At 66.6% G+C, this 19661-nt stretch carries 20 protein-coding genes; 4 read left to right on the top strand and 16 right to left on the bottom strand.

Annotated elements, in window-relative coordinates; all coding sequences use genetic code 11:
• Nucleotides 1-110 precede the first annotated feature (110 nt).
• The 5 genes from ACF8O7_RS06690 to ACF8O7_RS06670 all read right to left on the bottom strand — a co-directional run bounded on the left by ACF8O7_RS06690 (nucleotide 111) and on the right by ACF8O7_RS06670 (nucleotide 7299).
• Nucleotides 111-2273: a TonB-dependent receptor family protein gene (locus ACF8O7_RS06690; RefSeq protein WP_392442815.1), complete on the bottom strand. Its 2163-nt coding sequence runs from the start codon at nucleotides 2271-2273 to the stop codon at nucleotides 111-113.
• A 248-nt stretch (nucleotides 2274-2521) separates the two neighbouring features.
• A complete protein-coding gene (locus ACF8O7_RS06685; RefSeq protein WP_279492921.1) occupies nucleotides 2522-3967 on the bottom strand; it encodes a PLP-dependent aminotransferase family protein in 1446 nt (481 codons plus the stop codon).
• Nucleotides 3968-3992: 25 nt separating this feature from the next.
• Nucleotides 3993-4865, bottom strand: a complete 873-nt coding sequence (locus ACF8O7_RS06680) for a plasmid replication/partition related protein (RefSeq protein WP_392442814.1) — start codon at nucleotides 4863-4865, stop codon at nucleotides 3993-3995.
• Between the two features lie 112 nt (nucleotides 4866-4977).
• Nucleotides 4978-6366 carry a tRNA 5-hydroxyuridine modification protein YegQ gene (gene yegQ, locus ACF8O7_RS06675; RefSeq protein ID WP_016453913.1) on the bottom strand — a complete coding sequence of 463 codons (1389 nt, stop codon included), beginning with the start codon at nucleotides 6364-6366 and terminating at the stop codon, nucleotides 4978-4980.
• Between the two features lie 21 nt (nucleotides 6367-6387).
• The gene (locus tag ACF8O7_RS06670) at nucleotides 6388-7299 is read right to left on the bottom strand and encodes a LysR family transcriptional regulator (RefSeq protein WP_338497263.1); all 912 of its coding nucleotides are present in this window, start codon (nucleotides 7297-7299) and stop codon (nucleotides 6388-6390) included.
• A 145-nt stretch (nucleotides 7300-7444) separates the two neighbouring features.
• Here ACF8O7_RS06670 and ACF8O7_RS06665 point away from each other — a divergent pair, with 145 nt between their 5' ends.
• The gene (locus ACF8O7_RS06665; protein ID WP_392442856.1) at nucleotides 7445-8215 is read left to right on the top strand and encodes a sulfite exporter TauE/SafE family protein; all 771 of its coding nucleotides are present in this window, start codon (nucleotides 7445-7447) and stop codon (nucleotides 8213-8215) included.
• A gap of 10 nt (nucleotides 8216-8225) precedes the next feature.
• On the opposite strand, the gene prfH is transcribed toward ACF8O7_RS06665, so the two are convergent.
• The 11 genes from prfH to ACF8O7_RS06610 form a co-directional block, all read right to left on the bottom strand.
• The gene (prfH, locus tag ACF8O7_RS06660; protein ID WP_043792355.1) at nucleotides 8226-8825 is read right to left on the bottom strand and encodes a peptide chain release factor H; all 600 of its coding nucleotides are present in this window, start codon (nucleotides 8823-8825) and stop codon (nucleotides 8226-8228) included.
• Nucleotides 8816-10102, bottom strand: a complete 1287-nt coding sequence (locus tag ACF8O7_RS06655) for an RNA ligase RtcB family protein (RefSeq protein ID WP_392442813.1) — start codon at nucleotides 10100-10102, stop codon at nucleotides 8816-8818. Before ACF8O7_RS06655 ends, prfH begins: the two co-directional genes overlap by 10 nt.
• A gap of 399 nt (nucleotides 10103-10501) precedes the next feature.
• Entirely contained in the window at nucleotides 10502-11653 is a 1152-nt protein-coding gene (gene tolA / locus ACF8O7_RS06650; RefSeq protein WP_070080547.1) for a cell envelope integrity protein TolA, read from the bottom strand.
• Between the two features lie 24 nt (nucleotides 11654-11677).
• The gene (locus ACF8O7_RS06645) at nucleotides 11678-12103 is read right to left on the bottom strand and encodes a biopolymer transporter ExbD (RefSeq protein WP_016453907.1); all 426 of its coding nucleotides are present in this window, start codon (nucleotides 12101-12103) and stop codon (nucleotides 11678-11680) included.
• 30 nt (nucleotides 12104-12133) lie between these two features.
• Entirely contained in the window at nucleotides 12134-12838 is a 705-nt protein-coding gene (gene tolQ / locus ACF8O7_RS06640) for a protein TolQ (RefSeq protein ID WP_016450454.1), read from the bottom strand.
• Nucleotides 12835-13251 carry a tol-pal system-associated acyl-CoA thioesterase gene (ybgC, locus tag ACF8O7_RS06635; protein WP_016450455.1) on the bottom strand — a complete coding sequence of 139 codons (417 nt, stop codon included), beginning with the start codon at nucleotides 13249-13251 and terminating at the stop codon, nucleotides 12835-12837. The genes tolQ and ybgC overlap by 4 nt, the downstream gene beginning before the upstream one ends.
• 12 nt (nucleotides 13252-13263) lie before the next feature.
• On the bottom strand, nucleotides 13264-14448 hold the full coding sequence (locus ACF8O7_RS06630; protein ID WP_126311697.1) for a pyridoxal phosphate-dependent aminotransferase: 1185 nt from the start codon (nucleotides 14446-14448) through the stop codon (nucleotides 13264-13266).
• Nucleotides 14449-14562: 114 nt separating this feature from the next.
• Entirely contained in the window at nucleotides 14563-15153 is a 591-nt protein-coding gene (gene nusB / locus ACF8O7_RS06625; protein WP_016453904.1) for a transcription antitermination factor NusB, read from the bottom strand.
• The gene (ribH, locus tag ACF8O7_RS06620) at nucleotides 15150-15620 is read right to left on the bottom strand and encodes a 6,7-dimethyl-8-ribityllumazine synthase (protein ID WP_016450458.1); all 471 of its coding nucleotides are present in this window, start codon (nucleotides 15618-15620) and stop codon (nucleotides 15150-15152) included. The genes nusB and ribH overlap by 4 nt, the downstream gene beginning before the upstream one ends.
• Before the next feature lie 3 nt (nucleotides 15621-15623).
• Nucleotides 15624-16745 (bottom strand): bifunctional 3,4-dihydroxy-2-butanone-4-phosphate synthase/GTP cyclohydrolase II, encoded by a 1122-nt coding sequence (ribBA, locus tag ACF8O7_RS06615; protein ID WP_016450459.1) that lies wholly within the window; start codon nucleotides 16743-16745, stop codon nucleotides 15624-15626.
• 212 nt (nucleotides 16746-16957) lie between these two features.
• Nucleotides 16958-17272, bottom strand: coding sequence for a 2Fe-2S iron-sulfur cluster-binding protein (locus ACF8O7_RS06610; protein WP_016450460.1), 315 nt, complete (start codon nucleotides 17270-17272; stop codon nucleotides 16958-16960).
• Between the two features lie 155 nt (nucleotides 17273-17427).
• Between ACF8O7_RS06610 and ACF8O7_RS06605 the strand changes: the two genes are divergently transcribed.
• The 3 genes from ACF8O7_RS06605 to ACF8O7_RS06595 all read left to right on the top strand — a co-directional run bounded on the left by ACF8O7_RS06605 (nucleotide 17428) and on the right by ACF8O7_RS06595 (nucleotide 19370).
• The gene (locus ACF8O7_RS06605) at nucleotides 17428-17859 is read left to right on the top strand and encodes a hypothetical protein (RefSeq protein ID WP_126311696.1); all 432 of its coding nucleotides are present in this window, start codon (nucleotides 17428-17430) and stop codon (nucleotides 17857-17859) included.
• 179 nt (nucleotides 17860-18038) lie between these two features.
• Entirely contained in the window at nucleotides 18039-18185 is a 147-nt protein-coding gene (locus ACF8O7_RS06600) for an ArsR family transcriptional regulator (RefSeq protein WP_126311695.1), read from the top strand.
• Between the two features lie 669 nt (nucleotides 18186-18854).
• Nucleotides 18855-19370: a CC0125/CC1285 family lipoprotein gene (locus tag ACF8O7_RS06595; RefSeq protein WP_128422741.1), complete on the top strand. Its 516-nt coding sequence runs from the start codon at nucleotides 18855-18857 to the stop codon at nucleotides 19368-19370.
• Nucleotides 19371-19661 lie beyond the last annotated feature (291 nt).

Genomic DNA, 19661 nt, shown 5'->3' with positions numbered 1-19661 from the left:
ACCTTTCTTGGCGAATCAAGAAAGGGCAGTCGGCTGCCGGGCCGAGACCCGGCCTCGAAAAACAACCCCCCGGCAGGGACCAAAAAGTTCAGGCCCCTGCAATAGCAGCCTCAGAACGGCAACGTCCCCTGCACATACAACGTCCGAGGCATCCCCACATACTTGCCCCCGTTGTTGTCCGTAGACCGCGTGTAGTACCTGCGATCAAACAGATTCTTGACCCCCACGGCCACCCGCAGATTGCTCAGCGACTTGCCAAAGTCATAGCCCGCACGCAGGCCCACGGTCGCAAACCCGGGAATATCACCCAGCCGCCCCGCAGCATCTTCCTGCGTCACATACTGCGTGCCCGACCCCGGAGAGCGCTGCTTCGATTGCGCGGCCAGGTCCGCATTCAGCGTCCACTGCCCCAGCGCATAGCGCGCCCACAGCTGGCCCGTGTGGCGCGAGTACAGCGGCAGGTCGCGCCCCGCGAAATCGCCGGCGCGCGAGACGGCCTCGGTATAGGTATAGGACACACCCGCCGTCAGCCCCTTGAGCGCGGCATTCCACTGGCCCAGGTCGTAGCGCAGCGAGGACTCGATGCCGCGGTGGCGCGTGGCGCCCAGGTCGGTCCAGATGCCGTCCACGCCCACGCGGGTCAGCAGCAGTTCCTTGTCGAAGTCGATGTTGAACAGCGTCAGCTCGGCGTTCAGCGCCGGGCTGTTGTAGTGCGTGCCCACCTCATAGGTCTTGGCCGATTCGGGATGCAGGCCGCGCTCGGTCTGGGCCAGCTGCGCATACTGCTGCGGTCCGAAGGACTTGCCCGCGTTGGCGAACAGCGACCACTGCGCATTCATGCGGTAGAGCACGGACAGCGTGGGCAGGAGCTCGCGTGCCTCGGCCTTGGGGAACAGCTGGCTGGTGACGGTGCTGCCGTCGGCGCCCAGGTTGCTGACGTTGTTGAACGAGTTGATGCGTTCGTAGCGCACGCCGGGGGTGATGGTCCAGTTGCCGATGTCGATGCGGTCATCGATGTAGAAGGCATGGGCCGTGGTGCCGCCCTGGCTGGTCTGGTAGGGCGTGATCGGCAGGGCCATGGCGTTGGCCATGGTGGCGGGGTTGTAGTAGGCGGTGCGCAGCGCGACCTCGGAACTGCTTTCCTTGAGGTAGCGGTAGCCCACGCTGACTTCCTGCACCACGGAGCCGGTCTCGAACAGGCGCGAGTAGCGCGGCTCGATGCCGAAGTAGTGGTAGCTGCGCGGCGCGGCCGTCAGGCGGCGCTGGTTGGCGTTGTCCTGCTCGATGTGGCTGCCGCGGAACGAGTCCACGTAGTAGCCCAGCACCTCGAAGTTGTTGCGCCCGTCCTTGTGGTTGTACTTGAACGAGGCATCGGTGCGGCGGCCGTCGAAGCTGTCGTAGGAGCGCGTGGACTGGAACGGGTCGGCCGCGTACTGCGCCGTGGTCAGGCCGCCGGGCATGCGGCCCGAGCCCTCGAAGTGGTGCAGCGAGACGGCGATGTCGTCCTGGGCCGAGATGCGGTAGGCGCCCTTGAGCAGGATGTCGTCGATATCGGTCTTGTCATTGCCTGCACGCCATCCGTCGCCATGCGTGCCCGAGTACAGCAGGGCCAGGCCCAGGCCGGATTCGTTGGTGCCGCCCACGAACAGGCTGGGCGTGGTCTTGGCATTGCCGCCGTGGCTGTAGATCTCGGTGCCTACCGAGGCCTCGGCCGCGAAGGTCTTGGGAATGGCGCGCGTGACGAAGTTGATGATGCCGCCCACGTTCTGGGGGCCATAGCGCACCGAGCCCGCGCCGCGGATCACGTCCACCGACTCCAGGTTGCCCAGCGAGACGGGCGCCAGCGACAGCTGGGGCTGGCCGTAGGGCGCGTAGGAGACGGGCACGCCGTCCATCAGCACATAGGAGCGCGGCGACAGGCGTGCCGTCAGGCCGCGCACGCCGATGTTCAGGGACACATCGCTGCCGCCCGTGCCGTTGCTGTCCTGCACCTGCACGCCGGGCACCAGGCGCAGCACGTCGCGCAGGCTGGAGGAGCCGGTTTCCTCGATGCGCGCCCGCTCGACGATGGTGCGCGCGCCGGCATGGTCCAGCACTTTTTCCTCGCTGGGGTTGTCCAGCCAGTTGCCCGTGACGGTGATGGTGGACAGGCCGGCCTCGGGTGCGGTGGTGGTGGGCGATGGTGCCTGTGCCGACGCCTGCAGCGACAGCAGGGCGGCGGCGACAGCGGCCGCGCAGCGTGTGAGCGTGGCGCAGTGATTGCTGGAAACCATGGAAAACTTCCTTTGTGCCTCTGGGAATGGTGCAGCGCTGAAGGGTCGGCTGGCAGGCTGCAGGACGCGTGGCGGCGGGCGAGGCGGAAGCAGGAGACAAGGACCGGTCAGCATGCATGGCGGCAATGCCGGTTCGGTGCGCGAGTCTAAATGAGAATCATCCAGCCGGCACCAGGCTGGCAGCAACTGCGCGGGGTCGCGTTGCCCGGGCGCTACAGCGCAGCAGGTGCCGCCAGCGCAGCGGGCGCTTACCCTGCTGCTTTTGCTGCGGGAAGGGACTGCATTGTGCGGGCCAGCTCGCCCAGCGTGGCCAGGGCCTGCCCGGTCTCGTCGCTCCAGTCATGGCCGTAGTTCAGCCGCAGGCAATGGCCGAAGGCCTGCGAGGCCGAGAAGATCGGCCCCGGCGCCACGCTGATGCCGCGCGCCAGCGCTGCGCGGTGCAGGGCCAGCGCATCGCAGTACGGCGGCAGCTCTATCCACATGAAGTAGCCGCCCTCGGGCCGCGTGGCCCGCGTGCCTTGCGGAAAGTGGCGGGCAATGGCCGATGCCATGTGGTCCCGCTGCAGGGCCAGGCTCTGGCGCAGGCGGCGCAGGTGACGGTCCACGCCACCGCTTTCCAGGTAGTCGGCCAGCGCCTGCTGGCTGGGGGCATTGGTGGCCAGCGTGGTGGTGAGCTTTTGCCGCGCCACGGCGCGCGTGAAGCGGCCCGGAGCGGTCCAGCCCACGCGCCAGCCGGGCGCCAGGCACTTGGAGAACGAGGCGCAGTGCAGCACCCAGCCCTCGGTGTCGAAGGCCTTGGCCGGTGGCGGGCGGTGTTCGCCAAAGTACAGCTCGCCGTAGACATCGTCCTCGATCAGCGGCAGCTGGTGGCGCGTGGCCAGTTCCACCAGGGCCTTCTTGCGAGCCTCGGGCATCAGGCTGCCCAGCGGATTCTGGAAGCTGGTCATCAACCAGATGGCCTGGGGCCGGTGACGCTGCACGGCGGTCTCCAGCGCGGCCAGGTCCATGCCTTCGCCGGGATGCGTGGGCACCTCGATGGCGGACAGCCCCATGCGCTCCAGAGCCTGCAGCGCGCCGTAGAAGCAGGGCGATTCGATGACCACGGCGCCACCGGGCCGCGTGACGGCGGCCAGACACAGGTTCAGTGCCTCCAGCGCGCCATTGGTGATGACCAGGTCGGACGGTGACAGTGCCAGACCGTCGGCCAGGTAGCGCCGCGCGATCTGGCGTCGCAATGCCATGCTGCCGGGCGTGAGGTCATCAAGGGCGCTGCGCGGATCGGCCTGGCGCGCGGCGCGGGCCAGGGCCTGGCCCAGGCGCTGCAGCGGGAACAGGCGTGGCGAGGGAAAGGCCGAGCCCAGCGGCACGACATCGCGGTCCATGGACGATTCCAGAACCTCGAACACCCGCTCGCTCACATCGACCACGGCAAAGCGCTCGCCCGGGGGGGCCGACAGCTGCGTGGGCTCGGGTGGGGCGCTGTGCGGCCGCGCCGCGACGAAGTAGCCCGAGCGCTCGCGCGCGCGCACCAGGCCACGTGCCTCCAGCAGGTAGTAGGCCTGGAACACCGTGGAGGCGCTGACGCCACGCCGCTCGCTGGTGTGACGCACGGAGGGCAGCTTGTCGCCCGCGCGCAGCACGCCTGCGGCGATGGAGGCCTCGATATCGTCGGCCAGTTCCTGGTAGCGCGTCATGCCTGGGGAGGTCGCGGCCCGGGGATCAGCCCTGTTCGGCCAGCAGTTCCTGCAAGGCCTTGATCTGCTGGCGCAGGCGCTCGTTCTCGGCTTCAAGTTCGTTCACGCGCTGCTGCAGTTCCTCGGGCGAGGCGGTCACGGCCGCACCTTCGCCGTCGGCAGCGTCGGATTCGGGCTTGGCGGCCTTGGGCTTTTTCTTGGCATCGCGCACGCGCTTGGCGGCCTGCTTGAGTTCGTCGGCGCCGGCGGCGGCCACGGCCTGCTGCTCATCCACGGGCAGGCTGGCGACCACGGCGGCGGTGCTCAGCGAGATGTCGCCCGAGCGCACGGCGGCCACCACTTCGGGCGCGGCCTTTTGCTGGATGGTCTCGATCAGCTTGACCTGGCTGCTGGACAGGCGGGCCACGCGGGCCAGGGCCTCGCGCGTGTCCAGGGCCTCATCGGGCACCTTGGCCACGCTGGCCAGGGCGGCGGCGACCACGGGGTCGGTCTCGCCTTCCCAGGGCGCTTCGCCTTCGGGCTGGGCCGGCGCCTCGGCCTTGGCCGCCATCACGGCGGCGGCAGCGGCCGAGCGGCGGGCCGCAATGATCTCGCGCTTGCGCAGCGCCAGCACGCCGCGCTGGAAGTCGGACACGCTGCGGCGGCCCAGGTGCTGGTCGATCATCCACAGGTGCACGTCGTCCATGTTCTTGAACTGCGTGGCCTGGATGGTGTTGAAGGGCAGGCCGTGCTTTTGGCAGATGGCGTAGCGGTTGTGGCCGTCGATGAGCAGGTCGTTCCAGAGCACGAGCGCATCGCGGCAGCCCTCGGCCAGGATGCTGCGCTCCAGCGCGTCGAGTTCATCGGGGGTCAGCGGGTCGATGTAGGCCTTGAGTTCTTCGTTGACGACGATGTCCATGGCAGTGCAGAAATGAGGAATGAAAGAAAAAGGCGCCCGCTCCAGGCCATTGCGGCAATGGACCTGGACGGCCGCCAAGAAGAAAAACTGGAAGCAGGGGCGAAGCCCGCCCTCAGAGCAGGCGCGAGATCAGCGCGCCTTCAGCCGGGCCTTCCAGGGGGATGCGCACGCGCACCGGGTTGCCCTGGGCCACCTGCACGGGCTCGCCGTCGAGGTTGAACATCTTCTCCAGCAGCACCTGGCGGTTGCCCTGGGGGTGGATGATCTCCAGCGTGTCGCCCACCGAGAAGCGGTTCTTGGTCTCCACCTCGGCCATGCCGTCGGCATAGCTGCGCACTTCGCCCACGAAGTGGCTGCGCTGCAGCACCGAGTGGCCGGTCTCGTAGTTCTGGTAGTCCTGCGAGGGACGGCGCTCCAGCAGGCCGCCCGTGTAGCCCCGGTTGGCCAAGCCTTCGAGCTCGGTGATCAGGTGCGGGTTGAAGGGGCGGCCGGCCACGGCATCGTCGATGGCGCGGCGGTAGACCTGGGCCGTGCGTGCCACGTAGTACAGGCTCTTGGTGCGGCCCTCGATCTTGAGCGAGTCCACGCCGATCTTCACCAGGCGCTCCACATGCTCCACGGCGCGCAGGTCCTTGGAGTTCATGATGTAGGTGCCGTGCTCGTCTTCCATGATGGGCATCAGCTCGCCGGGGCGGCCCTTTTCCTCCAGCAGGTAGACCTGCTCGGCCTTGGGGTGGCGCGCGCCGTCGCCGCAGGTGCTGGTGAACTGGCTGTCGGCTTCCTCGCGGGCCTTCTCGAAGCTGAAGTCCTGCTCCATGGTCTGGGCCAGGGCCTCGCCGGTATTGGGGTCCACGGCCGCGTCATGCGTCTTGTAGTCCCAGCGGCAGGCATTGGTGCAGGTGCCCTGGTTGGGATCGCGCCGGTTGAAGTAGCCCGACAGCAGGCAGCGGCCCGAGTAGGCGATGCACAGCGCGCCGTGCACGAAGACCTCGATCTCCATGTCCGGGCATTCCTGGCGGATCTTCTCGATCTCGTCCAGCGACAGCTCGCGCGACAGGATGATGCGCGAGACGCCGGCCTTCTGCCAGAACTTCACCGTGGCCCAGTTGGTGGTGTTGGCCTGCACCGAGAGATGGACCTCGGTCTCGGGCCACTTTTCCTTGACCATCATGATCAGGCCGGGGTCGGCCATGATCAGCGCGTCGGGCTTGCACTCGATCACGGGCTCGATGTCGCGGATATAGGTGCGCACCTTGTCGTTGTGGGCGATCAGGTTGCTGGTGACGAAGAATTTCTTGCCCCGCGCATGCGCCTCGGAGATGCCCTGGGCGATCTGTTCGAGGCGGAATTCGTTGTTGCGTGCGCGCAGGCTGTAGCGGGGTTGCCCGGCGTAGATGGCGTCGGCGCCAAAGTCGTAGGCCGCGCGCATCTTGTCGAGCGAGCCGGCCGGCAGCAGCAGTTCGGGGGCTTTGAGGGTCATGATCCCCGTATTGTCCTGCATAGCGCTTTCCAACATGGTTCGCTAAGGCTCAGGCGAGCCAAGCCCTTGCAGATGCTCCAGCAACTGCCTGGCATGGGCGGGCAACTGGTCTTCCCGGACGGTGCACAGCAGCAGCTGGCGCCGGGCCCAGGCATCGCTCAAGGGCACGGCGCGGGCGCCGCTGGCCGGGGCCAGGCGCTGCGCGGCGGCGGCGGGCATGACGGCCACGCCCACGCCCTGGCCCACCAGCTGGCAGATGCTGTCCAGGTGCTGCAGCTGGGCGCGCCAGCGCAACTGCCCTTCCGACGGCCCCCCCAGCAAGGCGGCCTGCTGGCGCACCAGCATCTGCAGGGCGGCATCGTGCGGCAGGCCCACCCAGTCTTCGGCCAGCAGCTCCTGCAAGGCCAGGCGCGTGCGCCGGGCCAGGCGGTGGCCGCGCGGCAGCACGGCCACCAGCGGGTCGGGGCGCCAGGGCGTGGCCTGCAGGCCGGTGGTGTCCTGCGCATCGCTGGCCACGCCGATGTCGCACAGGCCCTGGCGCAGCCGGTCCAGCACTTCGGCGCTGCCGCATTCCTGCAGCTCCAGCGCCACGCGCGGGTGGCTGCGCAGAAAGCCCGCCACGGCCAGGGGCAGGTGCTCGCCCACGGCCGAGGTGTTGCCGCAGACGCGCACATGGCCGGCCAGCCCCGCGCCGTACTCGGCCATGTCGCCGCGCAGGCGCTGCATCCGGGCCAGAACGTCACGCGCATGCTGGCCCAGCGTGTGGCCGGCCGCCGTGGGCCGCACGCCGCGCGCCTGGCGCGCGAGCAGGGCGCAGCCCAGTTGCGCCTCCATGCCGCGCACGCGCTCGCTGGCCGAGGCCAGCGTCATGTGCGAGCGCCCGGCCGCCGCGGTGAGCGTGCCGCAGTCGAGGATGTGGACGAACAGCTGCAGGTCGGTGAGGTCGAATCGCATGGCCTGTGGTGCTGAAGGATCAGGCCATGCCTGAGCCTTGGTTTGAAGATTCCCGATTGTGATCCCTTTGTTGGTGCACGAGCATGGCGCCATGAGGTTCAGGAAGGGCCTGAGCCAAGTCGGTGGAAAGTGCAGGGTGGCCGTGATGTGGGATGCGTGGTGGGTGCTGGCGGCGGCGGTGGCCGTGTTCGGGCTGGCCGGTGTCGTCAAGGGAGTGGTGGGCCTGGGCTTGCCCACGGTGTCCATGGCGCTGCTGGCGCTGTTCATGCCGGCCGGGCAGGCGGCGGCCTGGCTGCTGCTGCCGTCCCTGGTGACCAATGTGGTGCAGATGCGGCCCCTGCCATCGCTGCGGCCGCTGCTGCGGCGCCTGGGCTGGATGCAGCTGGGCATTGTCGCGGGCACGGTGGGCGGCATGCTGTGGTGGGGCCCGGTGGGCGAGGCCGCCGTGGCGCGCACGGCGCTGGGCGTGGCCCTGGTTGTGTATGCCCTGTGGGGCCTGTGGGGGCCGGGCCTGCAGTTGCCGCAGAGGCATCAGGCCTGGCTGGGCCTGTTGTGTGGTCTGTTGACGGGCGGGATCACGGCGCTGACCGGCGTGTTCGTGGTGCCGGCCGTGGCCTTTTTGCAATCGCTGGCGCTGGGCCGGCAGGCGCTGATGCAGGCCATGGGCCTGTGCTTCACGGTGTCCACGCTGGCGCTGGGCGCGGGCATGGCGCTGGCGCAGGGGCAGGGCCATGCCGCCTCGTCCTGGACGGGCTGGGGGGCCACGGCCCTGGTTTCCGCACTGATGCTGCTGCCCGCCCTGGCCGGCATGGCCTGGGGCGAGCGGCTGCGCCAGTCGCTGTCGCCCCAGGTCTTCAAGCGCGTGCTGATGCTGGGCCTGCTGGCCCTGGGCATCTACATGTGCGCCCGGGGCTAGCCCCGGGCGTTCAGGCGCGGAACACCTTCACGGGGCTGCCGCGCTCCACCTCCCAGTGCTGCTGGCTGCGCGTGCGCCGGGCCTGGCCCTCGCCCTGCGCGTTGAGGCGCGCCAGCTTCAGGGCCAGCAGCTCGCGCGCCAGCCGCTTGTTGGCGTGCTGGCTGCGCTCGCTCATGACCTTCACCGAGATCCCGCTGGGCACATGCAGGGCATGGACGGCGGAGTCCGTGGTGTTGACATGCTGGCCGCCCTTGCCCGAGGCCTTGCAGGCCTGGAAGACGATTTCGCCGTCTGCCGGCAATTGCCGGGGCGGCTCGCACTTCTGCACGGCAACAAACCAGTTCCTGCGCGGATGGTGGGGCCGCAGGGGACTGTCGAAGACCCACTGGATGGTGCCCAGCCAGGCGCCCAGCGTGCCGTGGAGCAGGCCGGTGTCGCCCTCGCAGCGCAGCAGCACGGACCTGTAGCCGGCCGGCGTGGGCGTTTCTTCCAGCACGTCCACGGTGATGCCGCTGGCGGCGCAGTCGCGCAGCAGCTCGCGCAGGGTCAGGCGCACGGCATGCTCGCACTCGGCGGGGCCGTGGGATGCGGTCAGCTGGATCAGCAGCATTGCATGGCTCCCTTCTTGTAGGTCAGCAGGGGGCGCAGCCGCGCCACCAGCTGCACCAGGCCGGCTTCCTGCAGGCTGGCGACGACGGAGTCCACGTCCTTGTAGGCCTGGGGGGCCTCCTCGTAGACCAGTTCGCGGTCGGCGCAGACCACGGCGCTGCCGAATTTTGTGCGCAGCAGTTCGTCCAGCGTGAAGCGCGGGCGCAGGCGGCCCATGCAATCGGTGCGTGCCCACTTGCGGCCCGCGCCGTGCGCCAGCGAGTGCAGTGCCTCGTCACGCCCGGCCACGGGCCGCACAAGGTAGCTGTAGTCGCCGCGCGAACCCGGGATCACCACCAGACCCTGGTCGGCCGGCGTGGCGCCCTTGCGGTGCAAAAAGCCGTCTTCGCCGCGCCAGTGGTGGGCGATCACGTGGTTGTGGGTGATGTCCAGCAGGGCCTGGCCGCGCGTGCGCAGGGCGCGCAGCAGGCGTGCCGCAATGCTGGCGCGGTTCAGTTGGGCGAAGGCGATGGCGGCCGCGTGCTGGCGCAGGTACTGCGTGGCGTCATCGCTGCTGGCGGCCAGGCCGTCGTGGCTGAAGGCCTCCACATGGGCGCGCAGGATGGCGCCGCCCAGCCCGCGCGAGCCGCTGTGCACCATGAGGTGCACGCGTTTCCTGTCGAGCGCGCCGTCCTCGTACAGCGTGTCCACCACTTGCAGTTCGGCAAAGTGGTTGCCGCCGCCAATGGTGCCCAGGCTGTCCTGCAGATACGCCAGGTCGGCCACGCCGCTGGCCTGGGCGATGTGCTCCAGCTGCTGCATGTCCACGGCGTCCAGCAGTTCCTGGGGCAGGGGGCCGTCGATGTTGCCCACCGCCTTTTCCAGCTTGGGGGCCGAGGTCTTGTGCGCCGCCAGCTCCGTGCTGTACAGCGACATGCCGCAGCCGATGTCGCCGCCGACCAGGGCCGGGTAGAAGCGGCCCACGGAAAAGAAGGCTGCCCCTACCGGGTAGCCCCGGCCCGGGTGCAGGTCCGGCAGGCCCACGGCTGCGCGCATGCCGGCCAGGTTGCGGGCCGTCGTTTGAAGTTGTTGGATGGCGGTGTCTTCAATCCAGACGCCGCGGTTGGCGAACACCTGAAGATGGATGTCCGGCCCCCCTGAGTCGCTGCGCGCCTTCCCCCCTCTCGCTTCGCGGGGGGAGACGACACCCTCGGTGCGGGGCGGCCCTTCCTCGGTGTCTCTGGCTTGAGTGATTGCGGGTGCCGCGTTTGCGCCACGGAATACTATGGAATTGCCCATGAATGGCTTTCGATCGAGTGCTTGGGGCACATTCCGGCAGATGCGGAATGCGCAATGGGCAGTCGCCGCAAGCTCGATGGACAGGCATCAGGAAAAGCGCACGCGCAGCCGAAAGCCGGGCCTCTTGCGGGGCCGGGAATCAGGTCTGCAGCGTGGCCTGGAGGCGCTAGGGCTTCAAGCGTGCACGACTGCAAAGGGACGTGTCGAATGGGACATGGGTTCTCTCCTTTGCGATGGTGGACGGGTGCCGCGAATGCGGCAAAGACGGGGATGCTAGGGACAAGCGGCCGGTGCCGCAAGCGAAGTCGCAGGCGCGTGGCGGATTGCATACAACGCAAGATGGAAAAAGCCCCGCCGGCAGGTACCGGCGGGGCTTTTTGATGAAGGGCCCGTGTCCGTTCAGTCCTGCGGGCGGAATCCGATGACCAGGTCCGAGGGCACGCGGCCATCGATGTCGCGCGGCAGCGTCTCGGTCTTTTGCAGCGCGCGGATGACGGCATCGTCCCAGGCCTTGTTGCCGCTGGACTTGGCGATGGTGGCGCCGGTGATGGTGCCATCGGGTGCGGTGCGCACGCGCACCTCGGCCCGCGGGTTGCCGCTGATGGCGTCCGGGTAGACGATGTTGGGCTTGACGCGCGCGGCCACCTTGGCGCCATAGCCGGCCGAGGGGCCTCCGGCGGAGCTGCCCGAGCCGCCGCTCTTGCTGCCACCGGCGCCTTCGCCGGCCGAGCCGCCGCTGCCGGCCAGGCCCTGCATGCGGCGGATGTTCTCCAGGCGGCGTGCCTCGGCTTCCTTGGCCTCGCGCGCTTCCTTGGCGGCCTGTTCCTTCTTGCGCTTGTCCTCGGCGGCCTTCTTCTCGGCTTCTGCCTTGGCGGCCTTTTCGGCCTTTTCTTTCTCCGCCTTCTCGGCTTTCTCGCGCTCGGCCTTGTCCTTGGCAGCTTTTTCCTTGTCCGCCTTTTCCTTTTCGGCCTTGTCCTTCTTTTGCTGCTCCAGGCGTTCCTTGCGGTCCTGCTCGGCCTTGTCCTTTTTCTGCTGCTCGAGCTTGTCGCGGCGGTCCTTCTCGGCTTTTTCCGCCTTCTCGCGCTCGGCCTTGTCCTTGGCCGCCTTCTCGGCCTTTTCCTTGTCCAGGCGCTCCTGGCGTTCCTTTTCGCGCTGCTCGCGGGCGGCCTGTTCGGCGCGCTCCTTCTTTTGCTGCTCGATCTTGCGCTTCTTCTCCAGCGCGATCTCGGCCTCGCGGTCGTCGTCCACGGCCTGCGGCTTGGGAGGTGGGGGCGGCGCAATCACCGGCGCGGGCGGCGGCGGTGGCGGCTGGGGAACGGGCTCGGGCGCAGGTGGCGGGGGCGGCGCGGGCACGGGCAGGGCAGGGGCCGGTGCGGCCGTGGACCAGAACTCGGCCTCGACCATGGGCTCGTCGGCCTGCTTCGGGGGGCGCACGGTCCACAGCATGGCGGCCACGAGCAGCCCGTGCGCGGCCACGGCCAGGGCCCACGAACGGGTGCGGCCGCGCGTGCGCGGCGGTGCGAACTGGTCGTGGTCTTGCAGGTTGGGCATGGAGTCGAAGGCGGGCGGCGCTGCTTACTGGGAGGACTTGACGCCGAAGGCCACGCGCTTGACGCCGGCCGATTGCAGGGCCGACATGGCGGCCATCACGGTCTCGAAGGGCAGCTTCTTGTCGGCCGAGATCAGCACGGCGCTGTCGTCGCTTTGCTGGTCCTGCCAGCTCCTGGCGACCGCGCCCAGTTCCTGGATCGTGACGGTCTTGTCGGTGCTGCCGGCCTTGATGCGGATGCCGCCGTCCTTGTCGATCATCACGTCGGCGCGCTTCGGGGGCGTGCGCGCGGCCTTGCCGGCACTGGGCACGTTGATGGAGCCCGGCGTGAGCATGGGCGCTGTCACCATGAAGATGATGAGCAGCACCAGCATCACGTCGATGAAGGGCACCATGTTGATCTCGTTGACGGTGCGGCGGCTGCGGCCGCCGCGCGAGGCTACTGCGGGCATGTGCTCACTCCTTGCAAACTGTGCACGACTTCAATGGCCGGACGGGGTGCTGGAGCCGGTCGCACCCACGTTGCGCTGCAGGATGTTGGAGAACTCTTCGATGAAGGTTTCCTGCTGGCTGGCCACGCGGTCGATCTGGTGGGCGTAGCGGTTGTAGGCCGTGACGGCCGGGATGGCGGCGAACAGGCCCATGGCCGTGGCCACCAGCGCCTCGGCAATGCCGGGGGCCACGGTGGCCAGCGTGATCTGCTCCATGTTGGCAAAGCCGGTGAAGGCGTGCATCACGCCCCAGACGGTGCCGAACAGGCCCACGTAGGGAGAGACCGAGCCCACGGTGCCCAGGAAGGACAGGCCCGATTCGACCTCGTCCATCTCGCGCTGGAAGCTGGCGCGCATGGCGCGGCGGGTGCCGTCCATCAATTGGTTCACATCGGCGATGCGGCGCTCGCGCAGCTTCTGGTACTCGCGCATGCCGCTGGCGAAGATGCGTTCCATGGGGCCGCCCTGCTTGGCGTGGTGGGCCGCCGAGGCATAGAGGTCGTTGAGGCTGGTGCCCGACCAGAAGTCCTGCTCGAAGCCGTCGTTGAGCGTGCGCACGCGCTTCAAGGTCTGCGACTTGCGGAAGATGGTGGCCCAGCTGGCCACCGAGGCGCCCACAAGGATCAGCATGACCAGCTGCACGACCCAGCTGGCCTGCAGCACGAGGCTGAGTATGGACATGTCATGGGAGTTCATGAGAGTTGCTCCAGGATGCGGTTCGGAATTCTTGCGGGGCGCATGGTCGAGCCATCCACCCATCCAATGCGGATCGTGCCTTCGCACAACAGGGGCGGCGGCGCATTGCCATCGCCGGCGGATGCCAGCAGCGCCTGCTGGCGTATTGTCAGCGAAGCGCGGCCACTGCTTTGCAGCTCGGCGGTAACAAGGAGTTGGTCATCGAGCCGGGCCGCCCGCAGGTATTGCAGCTGGGCCTGGGTTACGACAAACATGCCGCCCGTTTGTTCCCGCAGCTGCTGCTGGCCTATGCCCAGTGCGCGCAGCCACTCGGTGCGGGCGCGCTCGAAGAACTTGAGGTAGTTGGCGTAGAACACGATGCCGCCGGCATCGGTGTCCTCCCAGTAGACGCGGATGGGAAATTCGAAGGCCATGTGCGGCGGGCCTCAGGCCAGCAGGCGCTGCAGGCGGCGCACGGCCTCCTGCAGCTGTTCCATGGAGTTGGCCGTGGAAAAGCGCACGAAGTCGGCGGTCTCGAACGTGCCGAAGTCGCGGCCCGGCGTGATGGCCAGGTGGGCGCGCTCCATGACGGCGTAGGCAAAGTCCCAACTGCCCTGGACGCCGAGCTGGGCGGCAGCGGCACGGCAGTCGGCCCAGGCGTAGAAGGCGCCGTCGGGCTGCACGGGCACGGGCAGGCCCAGGGCCTCGAGCGCGGGGATGAAGAAGTCGCGCCGGGCCTTGAACTCGGCGCGGCGGCGTTCGTACTCGGCAATGGACTCGGGCTCGAAGCAGGCCAGGGCGGCGCGCTGCGAGACGGTGCTGGCGCAGATGAAGAGGTTCTGCGCCACGCGCTCGACCACGGGCACCATGGCCTCGGGCACCACCATCCAGCCCAGGCGCCAGCCCGTCATGTTGAAGTACTTGCTGAAGCTGTTGATGCTGATCACGTCCTCACCCAGCGCCAGCGCGGTCTGGCCGAAAGCCGCATCGTACGAAAGGCCCAGGTAGATCTCGTCGATGATGGTCAGCCCGCCCCGGGCGCGCACCACGTCGAGGATGCGGCGCAGCTCGGCCGGCGCAATCGAGGTGCCGGTGGGGTTGGAGGGCGAGGCCAGCAGCACGCCGCGCGTGTGCGCGTTCCAGGCGGCCTCGACCTTGTCGGCGCTCAGCTGGTAGCGCTCGGCCGCCGTGGTCGGCACCATCACGGCCCGGCCTTCGGCTGCGCTCACGAAGTGGCGGTTGCAGGGATAGCTGGGATCGGGCATGAGGATTTCGTCGCCCGCGTCGATGGTCGCCAGGCAGGCCAGCTGCAGCGCGGCCGAGGCGCCGGCCGTGACCACGATGCGCCGCGCCGGCACATCCACGCCGAAGCGCTGCGCATACCAGTGGCTGATGCGCTCGCGCAGCTGGGGCAGGCCCAGGGCCGGCGTGTACTGCGTGGCGCCGTCCTGCACGGCACGGGCCGCAGCCTCCTGCACCAGCGGGGGCGCGGTGAAGTCGGGCTCGCCGATGTTCAGGAAGATCATCGGCGTGTCGCTGTCCGCGCAGCCGCGCGCCATCTCCTGCGCCGCCTTGGCGATCTCCATCACGTAAAAGGGCTCAATGCGGTCGGCGCGGGTCGAAAACTTCATGACGGGTGAAATCCTGAAAGAGGCGCCCGCGCCCGGCAGGCGCGGGCGGGCCAGGGACGGCCGGATGCGGCGGGCCTGTGCCCCGGTGGATGCAGGCGCGTGGCAGGACGCGCTTCAGCCGGCCTGGCCGGCCGCGTCGTCGGCCGCAGGCGCGGCCGGTGCAGCAGGCGCTGCGCTGCTCTTTGCGGCGCGGTCGTGTGCCACCTCATCGGCGCGCAGCGTGGGCGCCAGGCCGTTGAGCACGGCGTTCACGTACTTGTGGCCGTCGGTGCCGCCGAACTCCTTGGCCAGCTCGATGCACTCGTTGAGCACCACGCGCCAGGGCACGTCCATGCAGTGCTGGAATTCATAGACGCCTATCCACATGCTGGCGTGCTCGATGGGCGAGATCTCGGCCATGGTGCGGTCCAGCTTGGGGGCGATCAGTGCGTCCAGGTCCACCTGGGAGTTGATGCAGCCGCGCAGCAGCGCGTCGTAGTGCACCGAGTCGGCCTTGTGAAAGCCCGACAGGTCGCGCGTGAAGCGGTCGATGGCCTCCACGTCGTTGCCGCCCACCAGGTGCTGGTACAGGGCCTGCAGCGCGAATTCACGCGCGCGGCTGCGGTTGGACTTGGAGGCGGCCTTGCGCGCGCCGGTGCTGGTCAGGCCGGTGCGGCTCTGGCGGGGGGGGCGTGCGGAGGCCGGTGTGGAGTGTTCGTCGCTCATGGTCGGTCAATGGTTTGGAGCAGGTTGGCCATTTCCACGGCGACCCGGGCCGCGTCGCGTCCCTTTTCGGTCTGGCGTGCAATGGCCTGCTCGGTGTTCTCGGTGGTGATGATCGCGTTGGCGATCGGCAGCTGGTAGTCCAGGGCCAGGCGCGTGACACCCGCGCCCGATTCGTTGGCCACCAGCTCGAAGTGGTATGTCTCCCCACGGATGATGCAGCCCAGCGCCACCAGGGCGTCGTAGCGGTCGGACTCGGCCATCGCCTGCAGCGCCACGGGCACTTCGAGGGCGCCGGGCACGGTGACGTGGTCGATGTTTCCGGCCTGCACGCCCAGGGCCAGCAGCTCTTCGCGGCAGGCCTGGGTCAGGCTGTTGGTGATGCTTTCATTGAAGCGGGCCTGCACGATGCCAATGCGCAGTTGCGCACCATCAAGATTCAGGGCCTGGCCCTTTTCTGCGTTCAACATTTCTTATTCCTTGGGGATGTAGCCGCTGATTTCGAGGCCGTAGCCGGCCATGCTGGGCAGGCGGCGCGGCTGGCCCATGAGCTGCATGCGCTGCACGCCGCACTCGCGCAGGATCTGCGCGCCCACGCCATAGGTGCGCAGGTCCATGCGGCCGCGCTCGGGCGCCTGGGCGGCGCGTGCGCTGCCGTCGAACTGGGCCAGCAGCTGGTCGCCGCTTTCGCCGCAGTTGAGCAGCACGGCCACGCCGTGGCCCTGGCGGGCGATGTATTCGAGGCTGGTGTCCAGGCTCCAGGAATGCAGGGTGCGGCCGGTCTCCAGCGCGTCCAGCACGGACAGCGGCTCATGCACGCGCACGGGCACGGGCGTGTCGGCATCCCACTGGCCCTTGACCAGGGCCAGGTGCACGGACTGGCTGGGCAGGTCGCGGAAGGCATGGGCGATGAACTCGCCATGTGCCGTCTGCAGCGGGCGCTCGCCGACCTTGCTGAGCAGAGTTTCGTTGCGGCTGCGGTACTGGATCAGGTCGGCAATGGTGCCGATCTTCAGGCCGTGCTCGGCCGCGAACAGCTGCAGGTCGGGCAGGCGGGCCATGGTGCCGTCGTCCTTCATGATCTCGCAGATCACGGCGGCGGGGCTGCAGCCGGCCAGGGCGGCGAAGTCGCAGCCGGCCTCGGTGTGACCGGCGCGCATGAGCACGCCGCCGTCGACGGCCTGCAGCGGGAAGATGTGGCCCGGCTGGACCAGGTCCGTGGGCTTGGAGTCCTTGGCCACGGCCGCCTGCACGGTACGGGCGCGGTCGGCGGCGGAGATGCCGGTGGTCACGCCCTCGGCCGCTTCGATGGAGACGGTGAAGGCCGTGCTGTACACGGTACCGTTGCGCGCGGCCATGGGCGGCAGCTTCAGGTATTCGCAGCGCTCGCGCGTGAGCGTCAGGCAGATCAGGCCGCGGCCGAAGCGCGCCATGAAGTTGATGGCCTCGGGGGTGACATGGTCGGCGGCCAGCACCAGGTCGCCTTCGTTCTCGCGGTCTTCCTCATCGACGAGGATGACCATGCGGCCCGCGCGCATGTCGGCAATGATGTCTTCCACCGGCGAGATGGGCACGGGGGACGTGGAGTTGTTCATGGAGTGCCTTCTGGAGGAGCCGGGTCGTGCGGACGGGGCGCGGCACACGCGCCGGCTTCCTCGGCCTGGCAGGCGTCAGAAGTGGGCTTCCAAAGAACGTGTGGCGCGGCGCAGCCGCTGTCGGCAATCGGCATGACCCGGAATGACCTTGCGAAAGCGCACATTCTATTCCAGCGGCCATCGGCCGCAGGCGGCGCGGGCTTTGGCCGGATTCAGGGGCCGGGGTCCTGCAGCACCACATCGCCTTCGGGATAGGCGATGCAGGGCAGCACGCAGCCCTCGGCCCGCTCCTCGCGCGTCACGCCCGGCCATTCGATCTCGTAGCGCACGCTGCCCGACACCAGCTGCCCGATGCAGGTGCGGCAGGTGCCGTTGCGGCAGGAACTGGGCCAGTCCACGCCGCCCTGCTCCAGCGAGTGCAACAGCGGCTGGTCGGCCCAGGCATCGACCTGCAGGCCGCTGGGCGTGAGGCGGGCCGTGAAGAAGGGCGGGGAAAAAGGGGAGGAGGCGGGGGAATCCTGGCTCATGGTTATCAAGGGGGGCTGCAATTCTGTGGGGCGAAGGGTGTTTGTACCCTGTATCGGGCTCTGTATCGGGCCTATATCAGGCAATGTCTGGCACCAGGGGCCGGGTTGAGGTGGGTCTCCCGGGCAGCGGTCAGCGGTGCGCTAGGCTTGGCTCCATGCATATCAAGCCCTACCTCCTGCCTGTGCTCGTTTTCCTGCTGGTCGGTCCCGGTGTGGGCGTGCTGACCGTGATGCTTGTGGGCGCGGACGGTGCGCCGGTCCTGCCGGTGAACTGGCTGCTCGTCGTGTTCGGCTACGGCATAGGTGCTGTTCCTGCCGCTTTGGCGGGGATGATCTATGTGGTCGGCTGGCCTCTGAGGGGCCTGCTCCAGGTACTGAGCACCAGGGAGTTCGGCGCCGTGCTGGGTGCGGTGAGCGGTGTCGCCGCGCTGGCTGCATGCTTTTCAGCGACCTCCGGCACGCCGTTTCCCAAATCCCTCGGCGTCTATGTCTTTCCCCTGGTTGCCGGTGCCGTCTGCGGGGCGCTTGCAGCGCATGCGCGTGATGAGGCCTATAGGGGAGTGGGCTCGACTAGGGCTGAGTATTAGTTGGCTTGGTGACGAATGGTCAATTGGATATATGGTGATGCGACGAGTTGTGACCCGATCCGCATTGATCAATCCCAGGTCCTTGCAGGCGAGCGGCGCCTTCCCATCCTTCAACGTATCAAGGAGCTAGGAGCGCATTTCGCCCATCAAGCAATGGGAGAGATAGAGGCCATCGGTGTGTGACTGTGGTTGCAGAGATGCTGCAGATGATCCAGCCGACGGTACGCCGGCACCTGGAGTTCCTGAAACATGCGGGATTTCTTCATGCGACGAAGTCTGGCAAGTGGATTTTCTATTCCAAAGATGAGATCGTGCTGGACGGATAAAAGTCCTGGCTATGCAGCCAGATTTGATGCGCGAAGGCATCGAAATGGACAGTGGTGTCCCGGGCGGATGCATGGTGATGCTCTGCTGGGGTGTCTAGGACTTCATGCGGAGTCTGCTGATCGGTTAAATGGACATCGCCGAAAACCCCCTCTGGCTCGCAACAGTGCCACCTTGTCGGTCATCTTGTGCTTGCGCGAAAAGCTGTCATTTGCGACCTGAGGTGCTATTTTGACAATCTCATAGGCATTGCGATTCCGTCCGGCAATGTGCTTCGTAAACTGTGCGGCGGCTCTCAAGGCCTGCGCTACGCCTTGCTGGCCATGTTGGGTTTCAGTATTGATTTCTTCATTTTGGCATATCTGCGGATAGTTCCCATGTCACCGCTGACTTCTTTTGCTTGGCGTTCAGTCAAGTAGTTTCTTTCATGGCTTAGGAAATTTTAGAAATGGAGCGCTGATTCAGTAGATGCGTGGATGCTGCGATTTGTAGCATTACTTATGCAATCGCTTTTGGTCAATGCAGAGTGGGGCTCTACATCTATGCATCTGGCGTTGGCAATCTTTAGCTCGTCGCCCCATTGGTCCGGTTTGAAGGTGCAGGTGTAATGGCCTCAGGCGGGGTTGGATGTGCATCGCTTTTGTGCTATAAACTGAATTGGATAAATTTTGTTGCAAAATTTGCGTAACGTTAATTTGATTTATATGAAAAAACTAAGTGCTATTGTTTTTGTGTGTCTTTTGTCTGGGTGTGCGACGCCATATCAGCCATATAGCTATTTGGGTGGTGGGGGTTATAAAGATGTCCAATTAAGTGAAAATAGTTTCAAAATTACCGTTGAAGCCAATGGTTATACAAGTAAAACTCAGGCGTCGGATTTGGCATTGCTTCGTGCGGCAGATTTGACGCTAGAGAATGATTTTAAGTATTTTGTGATAATTGGCTCTGCGGATGAGGGAGGTGGAGTGGTATACGCAGCCCCTGCAACCACGTCAGTAAATATATATGCAAATAAATATGGAGCCACGGGAACTGCTCAAACTTACGGGGGGCAAACATTTTATGTGGCATTCCCTGCTCCTGTCTTAACCATATTGGCGTTCAAAGATAAGCCAGCCATATCGGGTATGGTTTACGATGCGCAAATTACATCGCGCTCACTTAAAAATCAAATGAATATCAAGTGATTTTATTTGAATAATTGAAAATTGCAGTGCATGGGTGGCTAAAAGCATCAAATCTGTCGTGATAATTGTCGGCTTGATGGCGCCATTCATGTCCTCAGGTACGGAACCTAACATTAACTGCATTTTTCCTGACTTTGCTTCGGATTTATTGATTCCGCTAGGGCTGTTATTTGAAGCAATCGCTTCAGTGACTGGGCGTTCAGCTACAATAATTTTCTAAAGAACTTAACTGTTTTTGTGGAATGAGTGTCTGGAGAATTTTTAAATATAATAGTGCATATTGTCGATAAA

This window comes from Delftia sp. WSY_16 (assembly GCF_043104415.1).
Lineage (GTDB): Bacteria > Pseudomonadota > Gammaproteobacteria > Burkholderiales > Burkholderiaceae_C > Comamonas > Comamonas tsuruhatensis.
Note: the sequence above shows the minus strand (reverse complement) of the source record. Positions and strands in the feature narration are given on the sequence as shown.